18 protein-coding genes are annotated in these 22,109 nt (G+C 54.0%); 8 read left to right on the forward strand and 10 right to left on the reverse strand.

The window, feature by feature from the left end:
* Positions 1-283 precede the first annotated feature (283 nt).
* On the forward strand, positions 284-715 hold the full coding sequence (locus DESHY_RS03420) for a hypothetical protein (RefSeq protein WP_008410437.1): 432 nt from the start codon (positions 284-286) through the stop codon (positions 713-715).
* A 51-nt stretch (positions 716-766) separates the two neighbouring features.
* On the opposite strand, the gene DESHY_RS03425 is transcribed toward DESHY_RS03420, so the two are convergent.
* The gene (locus DESHY_RS03425) at positions 767-3,835 is read right to left on the reverse strand and encodes an efflux RND transporter permease subunit (RefSeq protein WP_008410439.1); all 3,069 of its coding nucleotides are present in this window, start codon (positions 3,833-3,835) and stop codon (positions 767-769) included.
* A gap of 13 nt (positions 3,836-3,848) precedes the next feature.
* Positions 3,849-4,940 (reverse strand): efflux RND transporter periplasmic adaptor subunit, encoded by a 1,092-nt coding sequence (locus DESHY_RS03430; RefSeq protein ID WP_008410440.1) that lies wholly within the window; start codon positions 4,938-4,940, stop codon positions 3,849-3,851.
* A gap of 196 nt (positions 4,941-5,136) precedes the next feature.
* Here DESHY_RS03430 and DESHY_RS03435 point away from each other — a divergent pair, with 196 nt between their 5' ends.
* Entirely contained in the window at positions 5,137-6,564 is a 1,428-nt protein-coding gene (locus DESHY_RS03435; protein ID WP_008410441.1) for an NAD-dependent malic enzyme, read from the forward strand.
* 73 nt (positions 6,565-6,637) lie between these two features.
* Here the strand turns inward: DESHY_RS03435 and DESHY_RS03440 are convergent, their stop codons facing one another.
* The 3 genes from DESHY_RS03440 to DESHY_RS03450 form a co-directional block, all read right to left on the reverse strand.
* Positions 6,638-8,080, reverse strand: coding sequence for a carbon starvation CstA family protein (locus DESHY_RS03440; protein ID WP_008410442.1), 1,443 nt, complete (start codon positions 8,078-8,080; stop codon positions 6,638-6,640).
* A 144-nt stretch (positions 8,081-8,224) separates the two neighbouring features.
* Positions 8,225-8,941, reverse strand: coding sequence for a LytR/AlgR family response regulator transcription factor (locus DESHY_RS03445; protein ID WP_008410443.1), 717 nt, complete (start codon positions 8,939-8,941; stop codon positions 8,225-8,227).
* Complete coding sequence (locus tag DESHY_RS03450) at positions 8,938-10,692, reverse strand: sensor histidine kinase (protein ID WP_008410444.1); 1,755 nt, start codon at positions 10,690-10,692, stop codon at positions 8,938-8,940. Before DESHY_RS03450 ends, DESHY_RS03445 begins: the two co-directional genes overlap by 4 nt.
* A 182-nt stretch (positions 10,693-10,874) precedes the next feature.
* Between DESHY_RS03450 and DESHY_RS03455 the strand changes: the two genes are divergently transcribed.
* The 3 genes from DESHY_RS03455 to DESHY_RS03465 all read left to right on the forward strand — a co-directional run bounded on the left by DESHY_RS03455 (position 10,875) and on the right by DESHY_RS03465 (position 11,982).
* Positions 10,875-11,144, forward strand: coding sequence for a DUF5320 domain-containing protein (locus DESHY_RS03455; RefSeq protein ID WP_008410445.1), 270 nt, complete (start codon positions 10,875-10,877; stop codon positions 11,142-11,144).
* Positions 11,145-11,239: 95 nt separating this feature from the next.
* Positions 11,240-11,593, forward strand: coding sequence for a DUF134 domain-containing protein (locus tag DESHY_RS03460; RefSeq protein ID WP_008410446.1), 354 nt, complete (start codon positions 11,240-11,242; stop codon positions 11,591-11,593).
* A gap of 8 nt (positions 11,594-11,601) precedes the next feature.
* The gene (locus DESHY_RS03465) at positions 11,602-11,982 is read left to right on the forward strand and encodes an iron-sulfur cluster assembly scaffold protein (RefSeq protein WP_143147830.1); all 381 of its coding nucleotides are present in this window, start codon (positions 11,602-11,604) and stop codon (positions 11,980-11,982) included.
* 141 nt (positions 11,983-12,123) lie between these two features.
* Here the strand turns inward: DESHY_RS03465 and menC are convergent, their stop codons facing one another.
* The 5 genes from menC to DESHY_RS03490 form a co-directional block, all read right to left on the reverse strand.
* Positions 12,124-13,233, reverse strand: coding sequence for an o-succinylbenzoate synthase (gene menC / locus DESHY_RS03470; protein ID WP_008410448.1), 1,110 nt, complete (start codon positions 13,231-13,233; stop codon positions 12,124-12,126).
* Entirely contained in the window at positions 13,230-14,066 is an 837-nt protein-coding gene (locus DESHY_RS03475; protein WP_008410449.1) for a GNAT family N-acetyltransferase, read from the reverse strand. Before DESHY_RS03475 ends, menC begins: the two co-directional genes overlap by 4 nt.
* Before the next feature lie 37 nt (positions 14,067-14,103).
* On the reverse strand, positions 14,104-15,231 hold the full coding sequence (locus tag DESHY_RS03480) for an amidohydrolase (protein ID WP_008410450.1): 1,128 nt from the start codon (positions 15,229-15,231) through the stop codon (positions 14,104-14,106).
* A 214-nt stretch (positions 15,232-15,445) separates the two neighbouring features.
* A complete protein-coding gene (locus DESHY_RS03485; RefSeq protein WP_008410452.1) occupies positions 15,446-17,107 on the reverse strand; it encodes a long-chain-fatty-acid--CoA ligase in 1,662 nt (553 codons plus the stop codon).
* 116 nt (positions 17,108-17,223) lie between these two features.
* On the reverse strand, positions 17,224-17,634 hold the full coding sequence (locus DESHY_RS03490) for an RrF2 family transcriptional regulator (protein ID WP_008410454.1): 411 nt from the start codon (positions 17,632-17,634) through the stop codon (positions 17,224-17,226).
* A 178-nt stretch (positions 17,635-17,812) separates the two neighbouring features.
* On the opposite strand from DESHY_RS03490, the gene DESHY_RS03495 reads away from it, so the two are divergent.
* Genes DESHY_RS03495 through DESHY_RS03505 form a run of 3 tightly spaced genes read left to right on the forward strand, consistent with a single transcriptional unit; the run spans position 17,813 to position 22,098 of the window.
* Positions 17,813-18,385, forward strand: a complete 573-nt coding sequence (locus DESHY_RS03495) for an NADH-quinone oxidoreductase subunit NuoE family protein (protein ID WP_476580435.1) — start codon at positions 17,813-17,815, stop codon at positions 18,383-18,385.
* Positions 18,324-20,261, forward strand: a complete 1,938-nt coding sequence (locus tag DESHY_RS03500) for an NADH-quinone oxidoreductase subunit NuoF (protein WP_048817831.1) — start codon at positions 18,324-18,326, stop codon at positions 20,259-20,261. Before DESHY_RS03495 ends, DESHY_RS03500 begins: the two co-directional genes overlap by 62 nt.
* The gene (locus DESHY_RS03505) at positions 20,215-22,098 is read left to right on the forward strand and encodes an NADH-dependent [FeFe] hydrogenase, group A6 (RefSeq protein WP_008410459.1); all 1,884 of its coding nucleotides are present in this window, start codon (positions 20,215-20,217) and stop codon (positions 22,096-22,098) included. Before DESHY_RS03500 ends, DESHY_RS03505 begins: the two co-directional genes overlap by 47 nt.
* Positions 22,099-22,109: the final 11 nt, after the last annotated feature.

Raw genomic sequence — 22,109 nt, forward strand, 5'->3', positions numbered from 1 at the left:
TTTTAGCCCTGTCAGTGCTTGCACCGACAGGGCTTTGCTCCCTCAATAAAAATATGTTTAAGAAAAGCATCTTGTATAATTGACATTTATTACCTTAACTATAAAACGATTGTCATTGTCAATGCTTGTGGCATTTTTAAAAAAACACCGGTCGCCGGGAACCGGTGCTATCATAAAATTCAAGTCTAAAATTGTTATAAACAAGACATTAGGCCTAGAGGAAAACAACTAATGATGTAAAATTAGAACATAGAAAAGAATTTTGATAAGGTGGTTATCTCCCTTGAGCAGTATTAACCTGAAATTTGCGGCAGAAAAAGTTAACGACTTTGACCGGCCCGGTGAGTTTGAACAGTTCTGCAACCTGTGCGGCTGTACCGAAGCAGAAGTATTGCCGGAAGTGGAATACCTCAACAAAAAAGAGATAAAAAGCATTTGTTTGTCTGTATATTGTTCATCTAAGGAATGCCGCAACTTATCTTATCATTATTTTGAGCCGGATGATAAACTCCGGGCGGACGCTTTGGCGGGTGATTTCACTCCTCTGCCCAAGGGGTTAAAATTTACCTGCAACCGTTGTGGCAATCAAAATATCCAGGTGAAAGTCAAGTTAGAGCAATCGGGATTTAAATTCGTTCACGATATAGTTGCCGTTTCCTTGTCCTGTTCCTGTGGCAACCAGGCCACCCACCGGTTCCTGGGCAAGTATTTTTAATTAAAAACGACCTGGCCCGCCTATACGGCGGCCAGGTCGTTTTTATGCCGGTTAAGCACCGTCACCGGCTTGCATAAAGCGGTGTTTTAAGGCGGTGGTTTTTGCCTTCAGGTCATCCAGTATGGTATAGATGACCGGCACCACCACCAGGGTCAGCAGCGTAGAGGTGATCAGGCCGCCGATAATGGCATGGGCCATAGGTGCCCGTCCTTCGGCACCGGGGCCCAGGGCCAGAGCCAGGGGCAGCATCCCCAGGATCATGGCCGTTGAGGTCATTACAATGGGGCGCAGGCGGGTAAGGGCTGCCTTGCGCAGGGCTTCGTTGCGTTCCACGCCCCGGGCCCGTTCCTGTTTGGTAAAGTCAATTAGCAAAATGGCATTCTTGGTGACCAGGCCCATCAGCATGATAATGCCAATCATACTCATAATGCTCAAATCACTGCCCACTGTCAGCAGCGCTAAAATGGCTCCCACCACCGCCATGGGCAGCGACAGCATAATGGAGAAGGGGTCGATATAACTTTCAAACTGGGCCGCCAGAATAAAGAAAATGAACAAAACGGCTGTCACCAGGGCCAGCAGCATGGCCGTAAAGGTTTCGCCCATGCGTTCCGCATCGCCGCCCTCGTAAAAGCTGTAACCCGGCGGCAGGTTCATTTCTTTGGCCACCCGCTCCTTAAAGATTTTGTTAAATTCGCCCATAGATATGCTGCCGTCGGTATTGCAGGATAATACAATTTCTTTGGTACGGTCAAAACGGTTGATCTGGCTGGGCGAGGTGGCAAATACCGTTTCGCTGACCTGGCTCAGGGGCACCAGGCCCTGGGCCCCCGGCAGGTAGATATTGCTCAAATCAGCCAGGTTCCGGCGATGGTCTTCCGCCAGGCGAACCCGCACATCAAATCTCTCCTCGCCCTCCTCGTACTGACTAACCACCACGCCGTTAAACAGGGTGCGTAAAGTATCTGCTACGCTGGCCGTACTGACCCCCAGGTCGGCAGCCACATCCCGTTTAATTTGCACCTGCCCTTCCGGTTTGCCCGGTTTGTAGCTGCCGGACACATCCACCGTGCCGGGGATGCTTTCCATAATTTTCTGGGCCTGTTCCGCATAAACCTGCAACTGGTCCAGGTCATCCCCCAGCAAGCGGAATTGAATGGCCGCTCCGTCACTCATGCCGGCCTGCTGGTTAACAGTAACCTTAACACCGGGTATGGCATTTAATTGATGCCGCATATCCATGGCCAGCCGGTCGATGGTTTTGTCCCGGTGGTGTTTATCAACCAGTTTGACAAAAATATTGGCCCGTTCATTGGTTACGGTAGTATATAATTTGGTTACTTCCGGGAAACCCTGCAATACCTTTTCCATTTCTGCGGTTACTTGTCCGGCGGCCGCCATGCCAAGACCGGCATCCAAATCGGCCACCACATACAATTCCCCGATGTCGCTGCTCGGCACAAAGGTGGAACCCAGCAGCGGAATCAGCATTAAGCTGCCCAAAAACAAGAGCAGAGCAATGCCCAGGGTTTTTTTGCGGTTGCGCAGCACCACTTTAAGAAAATCTGCATAAAAGGCGGTAATTTTATCAAAGCCACGGTTAAACCATTTGAGAAATTTGCCCACCGGACCCCCGGGTAAGTGTTCTTCCTCTTTTAAACAGCGGGAGGCCAGCATGGGCACCAGAGTAAAGGCCACAAACAGGGAAACCAGCACGCTGAAAACCACAGTTAAGCCAAATTGTTTAAAAAATTGCCCTACAATGCCGGTCATCATGCCCACCGGAAGAAATACGGCAACTACCGTCAGGGTGGTGGCGGTGACCGCCAAACCCAGCTCGCCGGTGCCGTCCCGGGCCGCCTCCAACGGGCTTTTGCCCAGCCGCAGGTGCCTCACAATATTTTCAATAACCACAATGGCGTCGTCAATTAACAGACCCACCGCCAGGGATAGGGCCATTAAAGACATGAAATTCAAGGTAAAGCCCAGCACTTTCATGGCAAAAAAGGTGGCAATAATTGAGGTGGGAATAGCCAGCGCGCCAATTAAGGTGCTGCGCCAATCCCTGAGAAAAATAAATACGGTCAGTACGGCCAGCACACTTCCTTCAATCAGGGTATTCCTGACATCCTTAACCGCATCCCTGATGTAAACAGAGTTGTCCCGCACCATTTCCAGCTGCACGCCGGGCGGCAGCTCCTGCTTCACCTCTGCCAGCACCGCTTTGATCCTGTCCGCTACCTCCACCGTATTGGCGCCTGATTGTTTAATGATATCAATGCCAATGGCCGGCTTGCCCTGGTAACGGGATAAACTGTCCGTCTCCTCTACGCCGTCAACCACTGTGGCAATGTCTTTAACATATAACTGAACACCGTCCCGCCGGGCCACCGGCAGGTTGGCAAACTCCTCCACCCGGTTGATGCTGCCCACCGTCCGGAGCGTCATTTCCCGGTCACCGTTGCCCACCTTGCCGCCGGGCACCTCCATATTCTCGCTGCGCAGGCTGTTGATCACTTCGGCAGTGGTCAGCCCATAGGCAGCCAGCTTATATTTGTCCAGCTGCAGATGAATTTCCCTTTTGACATCCCCGTAAATATCAATGGCGCCCACACCGTTAACGGTTTCCAGCCTTCTTTTAATTAAATCCTCCACCACTGTGGTTAATTCACGCTGTGATAAGCTGCCGGTCACCGCCAGCGAAGCAATGGGCATGGCTGAAGGGTCAAACCGGGCAATAATGGGTTCCTCAATATCCTGGGGCAGCTCACCCCGGATCGTGCCAATTTTATCACGCACATCCTGGGCCGCTACCTCGGGCGAGGTTTCCAAAGAAAACTCCGCAAAAACAGTGGCAACTCCTTCCCGGGCTGTGGCATAAATATGCTTGACGCCGGAAATTTGGCCAATGGCTTCTTCCAGTTTGCTGACAATTTTGCTTTCCACCTGTTCCGGCGAAGCCCCGGGCTGCACTACGGTTACCACCACATAGGGAAACTCCACCTCGGGATAATCATTAATGTTAAGACCAATATAGCTGATGATGCCCACTGCCAACAGCGCCAGGACAGTTACCGTGGCAAAAACCGGCCGTTTTAAGCTAAGGTTTGTTAAAAACATAGTTTACCTCCTGTTACCGGGCAATCTCTACCCTATCCTGATCCTTCAGCTTGTTGACATTGGTAATTACCACCTGTTGGCCCTCGGTCAGCCCCTTTTTTATTTCTACTGATTGATTAATAATTTGGCCGATCTCCACCTGCTGCCGCTTGACCCGGTTGCCCTCCGGCACAAAAACAAAATACATGCCCTGCTTGGTTGTAAGGGCCGCCTGGGGAACCACCAGGGTGTTAACTGCCTCACCGGTTTTTAACTGCACCCTGGCAAACATGCCGGGCTTTAAAAGATATTCCGGGTTAGCCACTTTAATTTTGGTTTCAAATACCCGGGCCCCCTGTTTGGCCACCGGGTTAATCACTTCCACCACGCCCTTAAACACTTGATCACCATAGGCATCCACCGTAACGTCAGCCTTTAAGCCGGGTTTTACCCTGGCCAGGTCCTGCTGTTCAATATTTACAACCACATAAACCGATGCTATGTCTTCCACCGTCATCAGGGGAGCCCCCTGGGGCGAAACCATTTGACCCACCTTAACATCACGGTTGGCCACCAAACCGCTGATGGGCGAAGTAACAGTGGCGTTTTGCAGGGCCTCCCGGGCGGCGTTGACAGCCGCCGCCGCCGCGGCGGCATCCGCTTCGGCCATGTGCCAGGCGGCTGTTACCCCCTCAAACTCCTTGTCAGAAACAGCGGCTTGCTTGTGCAGTTCTTGAAATCTGTGATAATCCGCCCGGGCCATAGCTAAGGCGGCTGCCGCCTTCTTTAAGGCGGCTTCGTTAACAGCCAGGGTATTGGCAAAGTCACTGGTTTCCAGCTGCACCAGCGGCTGGCCGGCTGTAACCGGCTGCCCGTTTTGTACCGCCACCCGGCTCACCCGGCCCGCCACTTTGGCGTGGATAACCGCCTGCCGGTAGGCTTCCAGATTACCCGTCAGGGAAATTGCATGATCCATCTTAACCCTGGCGGCTGCTGCCACAACTACTTTTGGCACAGGAATTTCCCGGGGGCTTTCGTTTTTCCCCCACAAACCGCCCCCTTTGAAAGCAGCCAGGGCCACCACCGCCAACACCGGCACCAGCCATAATTTCCACTTGCCTTTCATAACCACTTCCCCTTCACAGTATTTTCCGTACTTTCCCTTTTGCTTTGTTATACCCGGTTTTCAACATATCACCCTCTTGATTTGACAGTCAAGTTATTTTTTTCTAAAAACAGGTTTAAATATTGAGCCGGTTAACAATAAATAAGATAATAAATACGTATCCAAAAACAATGCCTGACAAAGAGAGGTATCTTTTATGGTGATGTCATTAAACATTACTATCCGGCTCAAGTTATCCAACCGGCCGGGTACTTTGGCCAGAGTATTAAACGTCATTGCTGCGGAGGGGGGCAGCCTGGGGGCCATTGATTTAGTGGCCGCCTCGCCTGCCACCGTTACCCGGGATTTAATGGTGCGTTTGCGGGAGCGGGACCACCTGCCGGAGCTGCTGGAAGCCCTGCAGGCCATCCCCGGCGTGCAGGTAATCCGGGTAGCCGACCGGGTGTTTACCCGCCACCTGGGCGGCAAAATTGAAATCAACCCCAGGCGGCGCATTGAAAACTGGGAAGACCTGTCCCTGGTGTACACTCCCGGTGTGGCGGTGATCTCAGAAACCCTGGCCCAGGAGCCGGAGATGGCATATAAATTGACCATGAAGGGCAACACTGTGGCCATTGTAACTGACGGCTCGGCGGTACTGGGGCTGGGCAACCTGGGCGCCACCGGGGCACTGCCGGTAATGGAAGGTAAAGCAGTGCTGTTCAAACAGTTTGCCAATGTGGATGCGGTGCCTGTTTGCCTGGACGTGCAGGCGCCGGATAAAATTATTGAAGCGGTCACCGCCCTGGCACCGGCCTTTGGCGGCATTAACCTGGAAGACATTGCCGCCCCCAAATGTTTTGAAATTGAGGCAAAACTAAAGCAAATGCTGGATATTCCGGTATTTCACGACGACCAGCACGGCACCGCCATTGTCACATTAGCCGGCCTGATCAACGCCCTGCAGGTGGTGGGCAAAACCCTGGACGGCGTAAAAGTTGTTATAAGCGGCGCCGGCGCCGCCGGTGTGGCCATTGCCAAAATACTGCTGCGGGCCGGTGTGCGCCGGTTGATTGTGTGCGACCGCAAGGGTGCCATCAGCCGCCGCAACCTTCCTGCGGAGCCTTCTAAGGCCTGGTTGGCTCAACATACCAACCCGGACGGTGTGCAGGGCAGCCTGCAGGAGGTGATTGCAGGGGCGGACGTGTTTATCGGCGTCTCCGGGCCGGGTGTGCTAACCCGGGCGTCTGTTTTGCAAATGTCCGCCCAACCCATTGTGTTTGCCCTGGCCAACCCCGACCCGGAAATCCAGCCGGAAGAAATTTATGATATTGCCGGCGTGATTGCCACCGGCCGTTCAGATTATGCCAACCAGATAAACAACGCCCTGGCTTTCCCCGGGGTTTTCCGGGGTGCCCTCAACTGTCATGCCCGCACCATTAATGAAGAAATGTGTCTGGCCGCCGCCTACGCCCTGGCCGGCATTGTTACCGGCGAACAGTTGACGGCCGAAAATATTATCCCTTCGGTTTTTAACGAAGAAGTTGCTCCGGCGGTGGCCCGGGCGGTGGAAGAAGCGGCCGAACGTACCGGTGTGGCCAGGAAAATAGCCGCCGGCTCTGCTGACGAAGTTTTTCGACCTTAAAAATTATAAATCCCAGGGTTATAAATAACCAAAGGCGACAGGTTCATGTCCTGTCGCCTTTGGTTTGCTTATTTTATGAGTTTTTAGCGGGATCTGCAACCAGTGTGCCTTTATTCATGCCCAGCACTTGCTTGACAAACAATCCGATGGGCAGCAGGGCCAAAGCAAAACCTAAGGGGTAGGCAATGCCGGTGGCCAGCTTAAAGCCTTCGGGCGCCATCAGGATGTAGGTGAAGGTTACCACCGTCATAAAAGAAGCAGGCACGGCAGCCACCCAGTACAGTTTTCTCTCCTGCGCCAGGTAAACAGCCGCCGCCCACAGCATGATCATAGCGGTGGTCTGGTTGGCCCAGGCAAAGTAACGCCACAGGAAGTTAAAGTCAATCAGGGTCAGCAGGTAGCCCACAGTGAACAGCGGAACGGCAATGGCCAAACGTTTGGCAAAGGGCTTTTGATCCATTTTCAGGAAGTCGGCAATCAGCATGCGGGCACCCCGGAAAGCGGTGTCACCCGAGGTAATAGGCAGTACAATAACTCCCAGCACCGCCATGGTACCACCCACTGCTCCCAGCATGGTGGTGGCTACCTCTTTAACCACACCGGCAGGGCCGGGGCCGCCGGGCGCCAGCACAGCTGCCAGGCCTTCGTAGCTGCCGTAGAAGGACATACCGGCAGCCGCCCAGATCAGGGCAATGATGCCTTCAGCAATCATCATGCCGTAGAAAATTTTACGGCCGTATTTTTCATTCTGGGTGCAGCGGGCAATAATGGGAGACTGGGTCGCGTGGAAACCGGAAATGGCACCGCAGGCAATGGTGATAAACAGCAGCGGCCAGATGGGGGAACCTTTCGGGTGCATATTAGCCAGGGTCAGCTCAGGGATGTGATAACCCTGCACCAGCAAAGCGCCGGCTACGCCAAAGGCCATAATCAGCAGCAGGGCGCCAAAGAACGGGTACACCCGGCCGATAATTTTATCCACCGGCAGCAAGGTGGCCAGGACATAGTAAAGCAGGATAATACCAACCCAAACGCTCAGGGTCATCCAGCCCGGTGTCAGGCTGGCCAGCAGTTTCGCCGGTCCGGTCATGAACACGGTGCCTACCAGCACCAGCAGCACCAGGGCAAAAACGTTGGTAAAGGCCTTCATGCCCTTGCCCAGGTACTTACCGACGATATCCGGCAGGCCGGCGCCGCCGTTTCTTACTGAAAGCATGCCGGAGAAGTAATCATGCACCGCACCGGCAAAAATGGATCCCAGGACAATCCACAAAAAGGCCACCGGTCCCCACAGGGCACCCATAATAGGCCCGAAGATAGGACCCAAGCCGGCGATGTTCAGCAGTTGAACCAGGCTGGCCCGTTTCCATTCCATCGGCACATAGTCTACGCCGTCCTGTTTGGCGTAAGCGGGGCAAACATTGTTTTCATTTACTCCAAACACTTTTTCTACGAACTTGCCGTAGGTTAGGTAACCAACAATGAGTAAAATAATTGCAGCTAAAAAAGTAAACACGTGCGTTCCCTCCTTTATGCTTAGTTATTTGGTGAATACAACCTGATTGTAAGACATGAGGTAAGCACGTTGTTTAATTTATGTCTAATTTGTCAAATAGCCTGTCTAATTGGTTAAGCAAGCTGTCTGAACAGGCAGCTTGCTCTAAATGCCCAGCAATCGTTTCATTTCTTTCATGCCGCTGCGGCTTACCGGCACCCGGGAAGCAGTGTTGTCTTTCATCACCAGCTGGTAACCCTGAAAGGCCGGCTCTATTTTTTCAATTTTATTTACGTTTACCAAAAAACCGTGGTGCGGCCGGAAAAAAAACTCTGCATCCAAGCGCTGTTCCAACCCCTGCAGCGTATAGTTTACCTTAAACTCCTGATCGTATGTTTTAACAAACACCTCCCTGCCCCGGCGGCCGGCAAAAATAATATCCGCCGGGTCCAGCAGGGTAATTAAATCTTCATTGCTGACCGCAATCTTGTTTTGCAAGGGATGCGCGTCCGCCTTCCTTTGCTTAACCAACCGCCTTAACTTGTCAATTGTTTCCGCCACCCGCTGCTCGGAAAAGGGCTTCAGCAGGTAGTCTACCGCATTGACCTCGAAGGCCTCCAGAGCATGGCGGTCGTAGGCCGTAGCAAACACCACCAGAGGAGGATGGGCCTGGCGGGCCAACTGCCGGGCCACCTCCAGACCGTCCCCGCCGGGCATGGAAATATCCAAAAACACCGCATCCGGCCGTTCCCGGCGCAAAACCTGCATCGCGCTTGGCGCATCCTCCGCCTCCCCTACCACCTGCAGCCCGCCATGCTGCTTTAGCAAATAGACCAGTTCATCCCGGGCCGGTGCCTCATCATCCACCACCACAACTTTCATCGCTGCACCTCCTGCTGTACCTGCAAGGGTATCTTAAACCGCACGGTTGTTCCCTCTGCCGGTGTGCTTTCAATAGCAAGGCCGTAGCCGGGGCCGAAGATTCCTTGCAGCCTGCTGTGCACATTAATCAGGCCAATGCCCCCTTCCCGGCGGCTAACCGGTTCTGTCAGCAAATCTTTTAATTGTTCCGGCGGGATACCTGCACCGTTGTCCCGCACGGTAATCAGCAGATCTGCCTGTTGTTGTGCCGCTTCTATACAAATCATCGACTGTTCGGTAAATTTGCTGAAACCGTGCCGGACAGCATTTTCCACCAGGGGCTGCAGAGTGAGAGGCGGCAAAGCCACTCCCAAAAATTCATCCGGCACCTGAATTATAACCTTCAAGCGGTGGGAAAAGCGGGCCTGCACCACCGCCAGGTAAGCCTGTACATGCTGCAATTCGGTGGCCAGGTTGGTCCATTTATTAAGGGAACTTTTTAAATTTTGCCGGATATAGTTACCCAGCTCAATAAGCACCCGGCGGGCTTCCTGGGGATTGGTTCGAATCAAAGAAACCACCGTATTTAAAGCATTAAACAAAAAATGCGGGTTTATTTGGGCCTGCAGGGCTTTAATTTCCGCATCCTGCAGCAGCCGGGCCTGCCGTTCTGCTTCCCCCAGCTCCAGTTGGGTGGAAAACAGCTGGGCTAAACCCCGGGCCAGCTCCACCATTACCTGGTCCGGCCGGCGTTTTTTTACGGCATATAATTTCAGAGTGCCGATCACCTTGCGTCCGCTGTATAAAGGCACCACAATGGCGGACTGCAGGGGGCAGTGCCGGTTTTGGCAGGAAATTTCCGCCGGGCCGGTGGCAACCTGCAGTTGTCCGTAGGTCAGCACTTGTTTGGTAACTTCAGTTAAAATAGGCTGCCCGGGCAGGTGGTGATCCGCCCCCGCCCCCACATGGGCCAGAATAACCTGATGGTCGGTAATGGCTACCGCCGCTGCACCCGCTTGTTCGTGAATAATCCGGGCGGTGGCCAGGGCAGAATCATAGTTCAGCCCGGTTCGTAAATGAGACAGGGTTTTGTCGGCAATGGCCAGGGCCTTTTGCGCCTGCAGAGCGCCAATGGTTTTTTCCCGTTCTGCCACCGCTTGAATAATGGCCATAAACAGCGCAATCCCCAGGCTGTTGGCTAAAATCATGGGCAGGGCAATAATTTGCACCAGGTAGAGGGCCTTGGCCAGGGGCCTGGCCACCAGCAAGATAATGGCCATTTGCCCTAATTCGCCGACAACGCCGGTGGCCAGTGCCGCCCAAGGTGAGATCATACCGTGCCGGCGTGCTTTGGCGTAAACCAGTCCGGCCAGCAGCCCTTCATAAACGGTTGATATACCGCAGGCCAAATCGGTAAAGCCCCCCAGGGACATGCGGTGCAAGCCGGCTATCAAACCGGCTCCCAATCCGGTCAAGGGACCTCCCAGCAGCCCCGCCACCATCACGCCGATAGCCCGGGAGTTGGCAATGGCATCTTCATAAGTAAGGGCGCCGGGAAACCGGTGCTGCACCTCGCCCGGGCTGACGGTAATACCTGTATATGTGCCGACAATACCAAAAAGCCCAAATACCAGAGCAAGCATAAACTTGCTGCGGGGATCCGGGCGGTTCTCCAGCAGGCTGCGAAAACCCGGCCAGCGGGTAAATAAAAAGGCAATGGCCACAATTATACCCATCCGTTCTACCATGGAGAACAACAGAAACCAGGACAAGCCCGCCACCTCCTTGCTTTATAGGTTTTCAAAAAAAAATTAATATATAAAAGGTTGCCTGGCAATATAAAACATTGGCGGCAGGCTTTTAAATTTTTATTGAATTGTTATTGACATATGTCAAATATGATTTATAATTAGATTAAAATGACATATGTCATAAACAAAGGAGGTTGCTTATTATGCCAAGACAAAACGGTGGCGGTCCTCTGGGCAGGGGTGCCATGACCGGCAGAGGCCTGGGGCGGTGCAACGCAAATGCCAAACAACCCAATACCTTCAGCAGCCCGTCAACAGGCTTTGGCTGCGGGCGTGGTCAAGGCAGGGGTTTTGGCCGGTGTTTAGCAGCCGGACCCCACCCGCTGACAACTCAAAAAGAGTTACTGCAAGAACAGAAAAAAATGCTGGAAGACAAACTGCAGCTTATTAATCAACAGCTTGCCAACCTATAATACCGGCACCCCCTGTTAGTGTTACTTCCTTAAGTGACTGACAGGGGGTAAAGCAGTTTTCCTGTTACTTTTTTTGTAGTTGAGGTGAGGCTAAATTGCCCCGTCCCAGAAAGTGGCGAAAAGTATGTTGTTTACCGGAGAGAACCAGTTTTGGGCCGGTTAATGGCTTGCATGACCCGGCTGCGTTTATCACCATGACCATTGACCAATACGAAACCATTCGGCTAATTGATTTAGAAGGTTTGACACAGGAAGAATGCGCCAAACAGATGAACATAGCCCGTACAACTGTTCAGGGCATATATAACGAAGCAAGAAAAAAACTGGCAGACTTTTTGGTTAACGGCAAGGGCCTGAGAATTGAAGGCGGCGACTATAAACTTTGCAGCGGTCAGGAGCATACCTGCGGCAGTGGCGGCTGCCGCAGGCACAGACACGGCCAAAACTGACTGGAGGGATTGGTATTTACTCAGATAAAGTAATGGAACACTTTATGTGTCCGCAAAACGCCTATATTATGCCGGATGCTGATGCTGCAGGCAGTGCCGGGGACCCGGCTTGCGGCGATGCTTTAACTGTTTTTATCAAGGTAAGAGACAATATTATCCAGGAGATCAGTTATCTGGTGTTTGGTTGCTGCGCCTCTATCGCCACATCCAGCATGACTTCGGTGCTGGCAAAGGGCAAAAGTTTAGAGGAAGCACTAAATATTACTGAAGAAGATATTATCAAGGCACTGGATGGTCTCCCTGAAAATAAAGTACACTGTTCAAACCTGGGCGTAACTGCTTTACGCAAGGCCATAAATAATTATTATAAAAATCAAGCGGCTAAGTAGCTAAAGCGGCACCGGATCTATACCGGTGCCGTCAGATTGTTGACAAAAATTACCGGTGGTCTATGATCCCCTTTGGCTCAGATCTACGCACCGGCAGCGCCTTGCCGGGCTGACGGAAAAAGCTGAAATTTGCCGGCAGCTTTAGGGGCGAAAGGTCTCACTGTACAGGGTAAACCGGTCAATAATTTCCCGCACCGGCTGATAGCCGATGCCGGGCCGGTCCGGCACCTGTATTAGCCCTTTCTCAACCGTAACCTCCGGCTGAATGATGTCTTGCTCCCAGTAGCGGCTGGAGGCGGCGGTGTCACCGGGCAGGGTAAAGCCCGGCAGGGTGGTGACAGCCACATTATGAGCCCTGCCCACGCCGGCTTCCAGCATGCCGCCGCACCAGACAGGAATGCCCTGCTCCCGGCAGTATTCCTGAATGCGCCTGGCTTCGGCCAGCCCCCCCACACGTCCGACCTTAATATTTATTATGCGGCAACTGCCCAACTCAACAGCTTTGCGGGCATCCTCCGGCGAGTGAATGCTTTCGTCCAGGCAAACAGGAGTTTTAATGTGCTTTTGCAGCACAGCGTGATCCACAATATCATCATGGGCCAGGGGTTGTTCTACCATCATCAGGTCAAACTGATCCAGTTGCCGCAAGCGCTCCAGGTCTGCTAAGGTATAGGCTGAGTTGGCATCTGCCATTAAGGGTATCCGGGGGAAGCGGTTGCGTACCGCAGCCACCGCTTCAATATCCCAGCCCGGCCTAATTTTAATTTTTATGCGGCGGTAACCCTGCTCCACATACTGTTCCACCAGAGCCAGCAGCTTGTCTACCGATTCCTGGATGCCAATACTGATGCCAACTTCAATGGTTTGGCGCCGGCCGCCCAGGGCCTGGCTGAGGGGAATGCCCTGCTGTCTGGCATAGAGATCCCAAACAGCCCCCTCCAGCGCCGACTTGGCCATGTTATTGCGCCGGATATGCTGAAAAAGAGTTGATACTTCCTGGGGATGGGCCGGCGTCCTTTGCCACAGCAAAGGTATCAGAAAATCCTTCATCATGTGCCAGTTGGTTTTTACGGTTTCTTCGTTATAAATTGGTTCCCGCATGGCCACCGATTCGCCCCAGCCGCTGCGGCCTTCGCTATCACGCACTTCCACCAGAATAAAGTGTTTATCCCATTCAGTACCAAAACTGGTGGTAAAAGGCGCTTTCAATCGCATTTGCATAGCCCGCAGAGTTATCGAGTGCATCTTCATGGTTGTTCTCCTTCCTGCCAGGGCGCCGGGGGAATGTTTAAGGCGGCCCGGGGTGCCAGCACATACTCATGCACCGGTTCCCCCCGGCGGAGACAGAAGCCCGCCACCGCCCAGCCGGCAGCAAAAATATTAAGAAATATTTGCCGGGTACAGAGGCGCCATTCCCCGGCCAGCGCCAAATCTTTATTTTTTATATCCTGATAATAAGCCGGCACAGCCACCCGCAGCAAAGAGGCTCCTGCCACATCCTCCTGCAGCCGCCCGGGTACCGGTAAACCTCGGTCGTTAACATACCAATCCAACAGGCTGGCGGACCGCCCCTGTGGCAGGGCCAGTCTGGGCCGATCCAGCCACCACTCGACTTTGAAACGGTCGGTGGGCAAGCCTTTGTTCATGGGGTCGTTCATTTCACCATAACAATTTTCCAGGTAGGTGGAACAAATTACACCCAACTTGCCTACATTGAGATAACCGTTAGGGGTTAACAGGGGGTCGTAGGTCCAGGTCATCATGCGGTAACCCATGGCCAGCGCAGCTTCCGCTTGGGCCCGCTTTAATTTTTCGCCAATGCCCAAACTGCGCAGCTCCTGCCGTACAGCCAGGGAATGGGAGCATAAATAAATTTGGTTGTTGAAAAAACCCGGGAAACTGTACAGCATGCCCACCAGTTGCTGATCCAGCCAAGCCCCCAGCACAACGCCGCCGTTTTTTGCCACCGTAATAGTATGGTTAACAGGGGTAGGCGGTTCGTTCTCCCACACGGTTTGTTCTAATTGCTGCATAGCCCTGAAATCCGCCACGCTTGACAAAGGTCTGATTATAACTTCATCCATGCTGCTGTATCCTCCCGTATATATGTACATTCCTGTTTCAGCCGGCAGCGGCGTAACAAACCGCCCGGGCCAAAATGGCCGCCCCGTCCGGCAGGTACTGCCGCTCAAACACCATGTCGGGGTGATGCAGTCCCGGCGTCAGCCGGCAGCCCAGCCCTAACATGGTTGCTTTAACAGCCGGCCGCAGCCAAGTGTAATAATGAAAATCCTCAGCGCCCGGTGTTTGTACAGGCGGCGCCAGGTTTGGCTCACCCAGGGTATCTGTAATGGCGCGCGCTATAATTGCCATAGCCTGCTCATTAACCAGCGCCGCCGGTGTCACAGCCTGTTGGGTTAGTTTGATAGCCGCTCCATAAATGCCGGCCAGGCCGGCCGACATTTGTTCTACCGCCTGTACCAATTGCTCCAGGTGCCGGTTGGTTTGGGCCCTGACATCCAGGGTAAAATCTGCCAGGTCGGGAATTATATTGCCCGCTGCCTGGCCGGCCTGCAGGGAGGTCATTTTGACGGAAGCCGGCTGCCGGGGATCCCAGCGCAGGCCGTTGATCAATTGTACCAGCATGGCTGCCACTTCAATAACGTTAATCCCCAGGTGGGGCCTCGCCCCGTGGGCGCTTTGGCCTTTAACAAGGCCCTGCAGCAGGCAGGCCGCACCGTTTTGAATGGCCGGTGCCGCCCGGCCGGCAGCCAGTTCCTGAACGGGACGCAGATGAACGCCAAACAAAAAATTAACGTCATCCAGCAACCCCTTTTCAACCAGCCGCCGGGCTCCCTGGCCGGTTTCCTCGGCCGGCTGGAAAATAATCTTCAGCCGGCAGTTTAGCCGCGGCAAGATTGGCCGCAAGGCCGCCGCTGCCGTAAGCACCATGGACATATGGGCATCATGCCCGCAGGAGTGGATCAGCCGGTCGCCTTTATCTGTACGGTGGCAGAGGGCGTCCATATCTGCCCGTAAGGCTACCGTACAATTGCCGCTGCCCAGTACCCCCACCACACCGGTGCAGTCGGCAAAAGTAATGGTTTGATAACCCAGGGACGCCAGCTGCTGCTGCAAGAATTGAGTTGTTTTATATTCCTGCCAGGCCGGTTCCGGCATGGCGTGCAACTGCTGAAACACCTGCTCAAGATAGGGCTGCCAGCGCTGCCGGTCAAACCTGAAATCCATCTCTGCTGACCTTCTTTCTGGCAAAGTTGCCTTTATTTTCTATCAGTCCGGCTTGCCTAAATTATAACATAAGCTGCCGGCAGAAAAATAACCTTCTCTGCTTTTGGGAAGTAGTAATTATAACCTGACTATTGCTTGGGCTGTTTTAAACAACGTCATGTATATTGCTGTTTGAAAAACAAAAACACTTGCCCATTGGGCAAGTGCTATGGGTTTAGCTTTGTTTGGCCTGTTCTTCTTCCGCCAACACCCGGCGCAGGATTTTGCCCACCGCTGACTTGGGCAGTTCGTTGCGAAACTCCACCTGCTTGGGTACCTTGTACGGGGTTAAATACCGGCGGCAGAATTTAAGGATGTCTTCCCGCCGGGCTGTGGCACCTTCCTTCAATACAATAAAAGCTTTGAGAATTTCCCCCCGGGTGCGGTCTTTGACGCCGATAACCGCCGCTTCCCGCACAGCCGGGTGCTCATAGAGGATTTCTTCCACTTCCCTGGGATAAACGTTATAGCCCATGCTGATTACCATATCTTTTTTACGATCCACCAGGTAAGTGAACCCCTGCTCGTCCAGCCGGGCAATATCTCCGGTGTACAGCCAGCCGTCCCGCAAAACTTTGCCGGTTTCTTCCGGCATATTCCAGTAGCCCTGCATCACCTGGGGCCCCTTAATACACAATTCGCCAATCTCGCCGGGCGGCAATGCACGGCTGCCGGTTTCCAGATCGACAATTTTAATTTCCGTACCCGGCATGGGCAGGCCAATGGAACCGCTGACCCGATAACCGGCCACCGGGTTGCAGTGGGTCACCGGGGATGCTTCGGTTAAACCGTAACCCTCCACCAGCCTGGCTCCGGTTAGGGCTTCAAATTGCTGCTGCACTTCGGCCGGCAGGGGCGCCCCGCCGCTTACACAGCAACGGATGGAAGACAGGTCGTACTTCTTTACTTCCGGATGGGAGATAACCGCCACATACAGGGAGGGTACCCCCTGAAACACCGTGGGTCGATACTGCTGAATTTGTTTTAACAAATTTAAGGCTTCCAACCGGGGAATCAAAATCATGGCAGCCGCCAGGTGTACAGACAAGTTCATACAGGTGGTCATGGCAAACACATGGAAAAAGGGCAATACACAGAAGAATCTCTCCTTCCCCTCTTCGCAAATGTTCAGCCAGGCTCCGGTCTGGATAACGTTGCTGATCAAATTCCGGTGAGTTAACATGGCCCCTTTAATAACACCGGTGGTGCCGCCGGTATACTGCAACAAAGCCAGATCCCGGTGGGCCGCCAATGACACCTCGGGCGGCGCCGGCGGGTACTGCTGCAGCAGTTGTTCAAACCGCAAAATAACCCCGCCGTCCTCCTGCGGGCCTATGTCCCCTGTGGCGGGCAAATCCGGCGGCAGGGACAAGTAATCCTGGAAACCGGTCAGCACCACCCGTTTAACTTGGGTTGCCGGCAGCACATTCATTATTTTAGGCTGCAACTGGTCCAAACATATCACGGCCGACGTCCCTGAATCGGTTAACAGGTAGGTCAGCTCCCGTTCGGTAAACATCGGGTTTACCATCACGCCCACCGCTCCCAGGCGGGCCACCGCATAGTAAGAAATAACAATTTGCGGGCAGTTGGGCATCATTAAAGCTACCCGATCACCCTTTTTAATGCCCAGCCGGTGCAGGGCTGTGGCAAAGCGGTCCACCCGGTCCAGCAGCTGGCTGTAAGTAAGCCGCTGATCGAAAAAAAATATGGCCGGGTTATCCGGATACTTGCGGGCAGCCTGTGCCAATAAATCATACAAAGACATATCGGGCACAGCAACCTGGGTCGGTATTCCCTGCGGGTAATGCTTATGCCATAGCTGTTCTTTGGTCATACAGAAACCCCCTGGGGATTAAAATATAAAACCTTCAAGAATTTTTCCTTGAAGGTTTCTTTAAAGCAGGCGGTTTTCCCTTTTAGGTTGGCATATAAATTAAATTTTTTTAATTTTTATTGGTCTTTAAGCAGGTCAGCAAAATTATAGCCGGCCAGTTCCCGGTTCAAGGTTTGCTGTATGGCCAAAAGAGCCTTGTGCAGCGGGCAGCGGGCAGTAAAGTTTTTGCTGCATTCCTCCGGCGCCACCAGACAGCGGTTTACCACCGGCGGCCCCTCCACCGCTTCCACCACATCCTGCATGGTAATTTGATGCGGTTCCCGGGCCAGGGCATAACCGCCGCCGACCCCCCGGAAGGATTCTACAATACCCGCAGCGGTAAGCAAGCGGAGAATTTTTAACAAAAACCTGATGGGAATTCTCTCCTGATCTGCAATGACCTTGGCTTCCACCGGCTGCCCCTTGGGCAGCCGGGCTAAAAACAAAACGGCCCGAAAAGCGTAATCCGTTGCCTGGCTTAGCTTCATCTGAACTAACTCACCTGCAAAGTATACTGTTTAAGTTTACTTTTAGATACTATAATAGATTTCTTGCCTAATTGCAAGCGGCTGCCGGATACCCGCCGGGCAATAGTTGCCTCAAAGCAAATTCAAATTTTGCATGATCTGTTAATTTCGGGACAACCTAAAATCAGCAGCGTGGGAGGTGATCGGCTTGTCTTGGCAAGACCCCGAAACAAAGGAAAAATTTCGCCGCCTTGATCAAGTGTTAGATATTTACGGACGGGATTCGGAGCAGTTGATCCGCGTTCTGCAGCAGGCGCAGGAAATTTTCGGGTACCTGCCCGAGGAAGTACAGGCGTATATTTCGCATAAAATGGATATACCCGTCAGCACCGTTAACGGTGTGGTTACCTTTTATGCCCTGTTTTCCACCCAGCCCCGGGGCAAGTATAACATAAACGTTTGTCTGGGCACCGCCTGTTATGTGCAGGGGGCCCAACAGATTTATGACGGGCTGCGGGAACAGTTGGGTATTAAAGAAGGCGATACCACCCCGGATATGCTTTTTACCGTGCGCAGCAGCCGCTGCGTCGGGGCTTGCGGCCTTGCCCCGGTGGTCACGGTTAATGAAGAAGTCCACGGCAAACTAAGCCCCCGGGATGTGGCCAAACTTATCAAAAAATACCAAAAGAAACAAGCGGCAGGTGAGAAACATGAAGATCAAGAACTTGCAGGACCTGGAACATATCAGGCACCGTCGCCTGCCGGATCTTAGCGCTCGGCTGGGTAAAACCTCGCCGCCGGGTTATCAGGTTATGTGCTGCACCGGTACCGGCTGCTCCTCCGGCGGCAGTGAACCGGTAATTGCCGCCCTGCGTGAGCAAATTGACCGGCAGGGTTTGCAGGAAAAAGTGCGGGTTTTTAAAACCGGCTGTTTTGGTTTTTGCAAAATGGGACCTATCCTGGTGGTGCACCCGGGGCAAATTTTTTATTGTCTGGTGCAGGCCGGAGATGCCGCGGAGCTGGTGGAACAGCATTTTAAGCAGGGCCGGCTGGTGGAACGGCTTCTTTACCGGGAACCGGGCCGGTCGAAAAGGTACCTGCGCCTGCCGGACATTCCTTTCTTCCAGGCCCAAAGGCGCATCGCCCTGCGCAACTGCGGGTTAATCAATCCGGAAGATATTGAAGAATATATCGCCAATGACGGGTATTTTGCCCTTTATGATGTGCTTCATCATAAAACTCCCGAACAAGTTATTGAGATCATCAGCCGGTCCGGCCTCCGGGGACGGGGCGGCGGGGGTTTTCCAACCGGCAAAAAATGGCAGTTTACCGTTCAGGCGGCGGGAACACCCAAGTATGTGGTGTGTAATGCGGATGAAGGCGACCCTGGCGCCTTTATGGATCGCAGCATTTTAGAAGGTGATCCCCACAGTGTGTTGGAAGCCATGGCCATTGCCGGCTACAGCATTGGCGCCAACCAGGGTATTATTTATGTGCGGGCAGAATATCCCATTGCGATCAAGCGTTTGGAACTGGCTATTGCACAGGCCCGGCAGGCGGGCCTGCTGGGACATCATATTTTAGGCAGTGATTTTGCTTTTGATATAGAACTGCGTTTGGGGGCCGGCGCCTTTGTCTGCGGGGAAGAAACAGCCCTGCTGAAATCGGCCATGGGCCGGCGGGGCGAACCCCGCCCCCGGCCGCCCTTCCCGGCGGTATGCGGCTTTCGGGACAAGCCAACCCTGCTGAATAACGTGGAAACCTACGCCAATGTCCCGGTCATCTTACGACAGGGCTGGCAATGGTACGCCGGCCTGGGTACTGAAAACAGCAAGGGCACCAAGGTTTTTTCCATTGCCGGCAAGATTAACAATACCGGGCTTATAGAGGTGCCCATGGGCACCACCCTGCGCACCGTTATTTATGATATTGGCGGGGGTATTCCCGGCGGCAGGCAATTTAAGGCGGTACAAACCGGCGGCCCCTCCGGCGGCGTTATTCCTGCCAGCCTGCTGGACACCCCCATTGATTATGAATCCCTGTCCCGGGTAGGCTCCATGATGGGTTCCGGCGGTTTAATCGTGATGGATGAAACCGACTGCATGGTGGATATTGCCAAGTTTTATTTGGAATTCAGCCAAGATGAATCATGCGGCAAATGCACCCCCTGCCGGGTAGGCACCAGGCGCATGCTGGAAATTATGGAACGCATCACCCAGGGCAAAGGCGAACCGGCCGATCTGGATGAACTGGCGGAACTGGCCCACGATATCAAAGACGCTTCCCTGTGCGGCCTGGGCCAAACGGCCCCCAACCCGGTTTTATCCACCCTGCGCTTTTTCCGGGAAGAATATATCGCGCACGTGCGGGATAAAACATGTCCGGCCGGGGTTTGCCGGGAGCTGACAGACTTTGTCATTGATCCCGCCAAATGTATTTCCTGCGGCCTGTGCGCCAAAGCCTGCGGGGTACAGGCCATCAGCGGCGAGAAAAAGCAACCTTTTTACATCGACCGGCAGAAATGCATCAAATGCGGTGCCTGCCAGGCCCGCTGTCCGAAAGAGGCCATCTTTAAAGCAGCCATAGGAGGTGAAATTACTAATGCCAACCGGCCGGGAGACAACCGGACTGCCTACCCTACCGCATGAGCGGCCGGTGGGACAGCCCCCTATAGAAAAAACAGGTGAAAAGGTAACTATTTATATCAATGACCAACCGGTGCAGGCAGATAAAGGCACAAATGTGCTGGAGGCTTGCCGGGCCGGCGGTTACGACATCCCCAGCCTGTGCTACCTGCGGGATCTGAACACGGCCGGCTCCTGCCGGGTTTGTGTAGTAGAAATCGAGGGCACCCGTACGCTCCAGGCAGCCTGTGTTTACCCGGTGGCCGAGGGACTGCGGGTGCATACGCACACCGCCAGGGTGCGCCGGGCCCGCCGGCGGGCGGTGGAACTGCTGTTATCCGAACACAACCGGGAATGCCCCACCTGTGTGCGCAGCGCTTCTTGTGAACTGCAGGCCCTGGCCCGCAAGGTGGGTGCCCGCTACAGCCGGCTGGCCAGCCAGCCCCGCTGTGAACCAAAAATTGTCAAAAATCCCTTTATTGTGCGGGATTACAGCAAATGCATCAAATGCCGGCGGTGCGAGGCCGTGTGCAAAAACATGCAGGGTATCGGTGTGTACACCCCCCTTTACCGGGGCTACGAAACCGTAATTGCCCCTGCCTTTGAGCGCAACCTGGCGGAGGTGGCCTGCATCGCCTGCGGCCAGTGCGTGCTGGCCTGCCCCACCGGCTCCCTGACCGAGCGCTCTTACGTTGAGGAAGTGTGGCAGGTGATTGATGATCCCGCCAAACATGTGGTGGTGCAGGCGGCACCGGCCATCCAGGTAAGTATTGGCGAGGAATTCGGCCTGCCGGTGGGTACGGCGGTAACCGGCCAGCTGGCCGCCGCCCTGCGGCGCCTGGGCTTTGACAGCGTTTTTTCCACCGACTTTGCCGCTGACCTTACCATCATGGAGGAAACCCACGAATTGCTGCACAGAATTGACAAGGGCGGCCCGCTGCCCCTCATTTCCTCCTGCAGCCCGGGCTGGATTAAAATGTGCGAGCATTTCTACCCGGAATTTATCGACAACCTGTCTACCTGCAAATCGCCCATGGAAATGTTCGGGGCTCTGGCAAAAACCTATTACGCCCAAAAGCTGGGCCTTGACCCCCGGGAAATGGTGGTGGTGGGCGTCATGCCCTGCACCGCCAAAAAGTACGAGGCAGCCCGGCCGGAAATGAAAACCTACGGCCTGCCGGATGTCGATTACGTCCTGACCACCCGGGAGCTGGCCGGCATGCTGCGCATGGCCGGCATCCATTTAAACAAGCTGCCGCAAGAGGAATTTGACCAACCCCTGGGCCTTGCTTCGGGTGCCGCCAACATTTTCGCCGCCACCGGGGGGGTCATGGAAGCGGCCGTCCGCACCGCCCTCGCCCTCACCGAGGGCAAAGAAACGGGCCGCCTGGAGTTCACCGAATTCAGAGGCAGCAGCGGCATTAAAGAAGCAACCGTACGCCTTAAGGGCCGGGACATCCGCCTGGGGGTGGCCCATGGCACCAATAATGCAAAAAAGCTGCTGAACCGGCTTAAGGCGGGCGAAAAATTCCACTTTATCGAAATTATGGCCTGTGCCGGCGGCTGCGTGGGGGGCGGCGGCCAGCCCATTACCGGCGACCCGGCCAAACCGGAACTGACCCTGGAACACCGCCGCCAACGGGCAGCCGGCTTGTATGCCATGGATCTGGGCAAAGAGTTGCGCCGCTCCCACGAAAACCCGGCGGTTAAGCAGGTATATGAGGAATTTTTGGGCGCCCCCATGAGCAAAAAGGCGAAAGAAATCTTGCATACCAGCTACACTGCCCGGGGCAAACTGCCGGGGTTTGACTTGACAAATTTACAAGCTCCCGCCGGCAACCTGCCCGGCATGCTGCATTAAAGGGCTTGTGC

The sequence above is a fragment of the Desulforamulus hydrothermalis Lam5 = DSM 18033 genome (assembly GCF_000315365.1).
GTDB classification, from domain to species: domain Bacteria; phylum Bacillota; class Desulfotomaculia; order Desulfotomaculales; family Desulfotomaculaceae; genus Desulfotomaculum; species Desulfotomaculum hydrothermale.

Excerpts from the sequence above, each read along its gene's own strand:
- DESHY_RS03425 (WP_008410439.1), bottom strand. The coding sequence starts at position 3,835 with ATGTTTTTAACAAACCTTAGCTTAAAACGGCCGGTTTTTGCCACGGTA.
- DESHY_RS03430 (WP_008410440.1), bottom strand. The coding sequence starts at position 4,940 with ATGAAAGGCAAGTGGAAATTATGGCTGGTGCCGGTGTTGGCGGTGGTG.
- DESHY_RS03435 (WP_008410441.1), top strand. The coding sequence starts at position 5,137 with ATGGTGATGTCATTAAACATTACTATCCGGCTCAAGTTATCCAACCGG.
- DESHY_RS03445 (WP_008410443.1), bottom strand. The coding sequence starts at position 8,941 with ATGAAAGTTGTGGTGGTGGATGATGAGGCACCGGCCCGGGATGAACTG.
- DESHY_RS03455 (WP_008410445.1), top strand. The coding sequence starts at position 10,875 with ATGCCAAGACAAAACGGTGGCGGTCCTCTGGGCAGGGGTGCCATGACC.
- menC (WP_008410448.1), bottom strand. The coding sequence starts at position 13,233 with ATGAAGATGCACTCGATAACTCTGCGGGCTATGCAAATGCGATTGAAA.
- DESHY_RS03475 (WP_008410449.1), bottom strand. The coding sequence starts at position 14,066 with ATGGATGAAGTTATAATCAGACCTTTGTCAAGCGTGGCGGATTTCAGG.
- DESHY_RS03480 (WP_008410450.1), bottom strand. The coding sequence starts at position 15,231 with ATGGATTTCAGGTTTGACCGGCAGCGCTGGCAGCCCTATCTTGAGCAG.
- DESHY_RS03485 (WP_008410452.1), bottom strand. The coding sequence starts at position 17,107 with ATGACCAAAGAACAGCTATGGCATAAGCATTACCCGCAGGGAATACCG.
- DESHY_RS03490 (WP_008410454.1), bottom strand. The coding sequence starts at position 17,634 with ATGAAGCTAAGCCAGGCAACGGATTACGCTTTTCGGGCCGTTTTGTTT.
- DESHY_RS03500 (WP_048817831.1), top strand. The coding sequence starts at position 18,324 with ATGAAGATCAAGAACTTGCAGGACCTGGAACATATCAGGCACCGTCGC.
- DESHY_RS03505 (WP_008410459.1), top strand. The coding sequence starts at position 20,215 with ATGCCAACCGGCCGGGAGACAACCGGACTGCCTACCCTACCGCATGAG.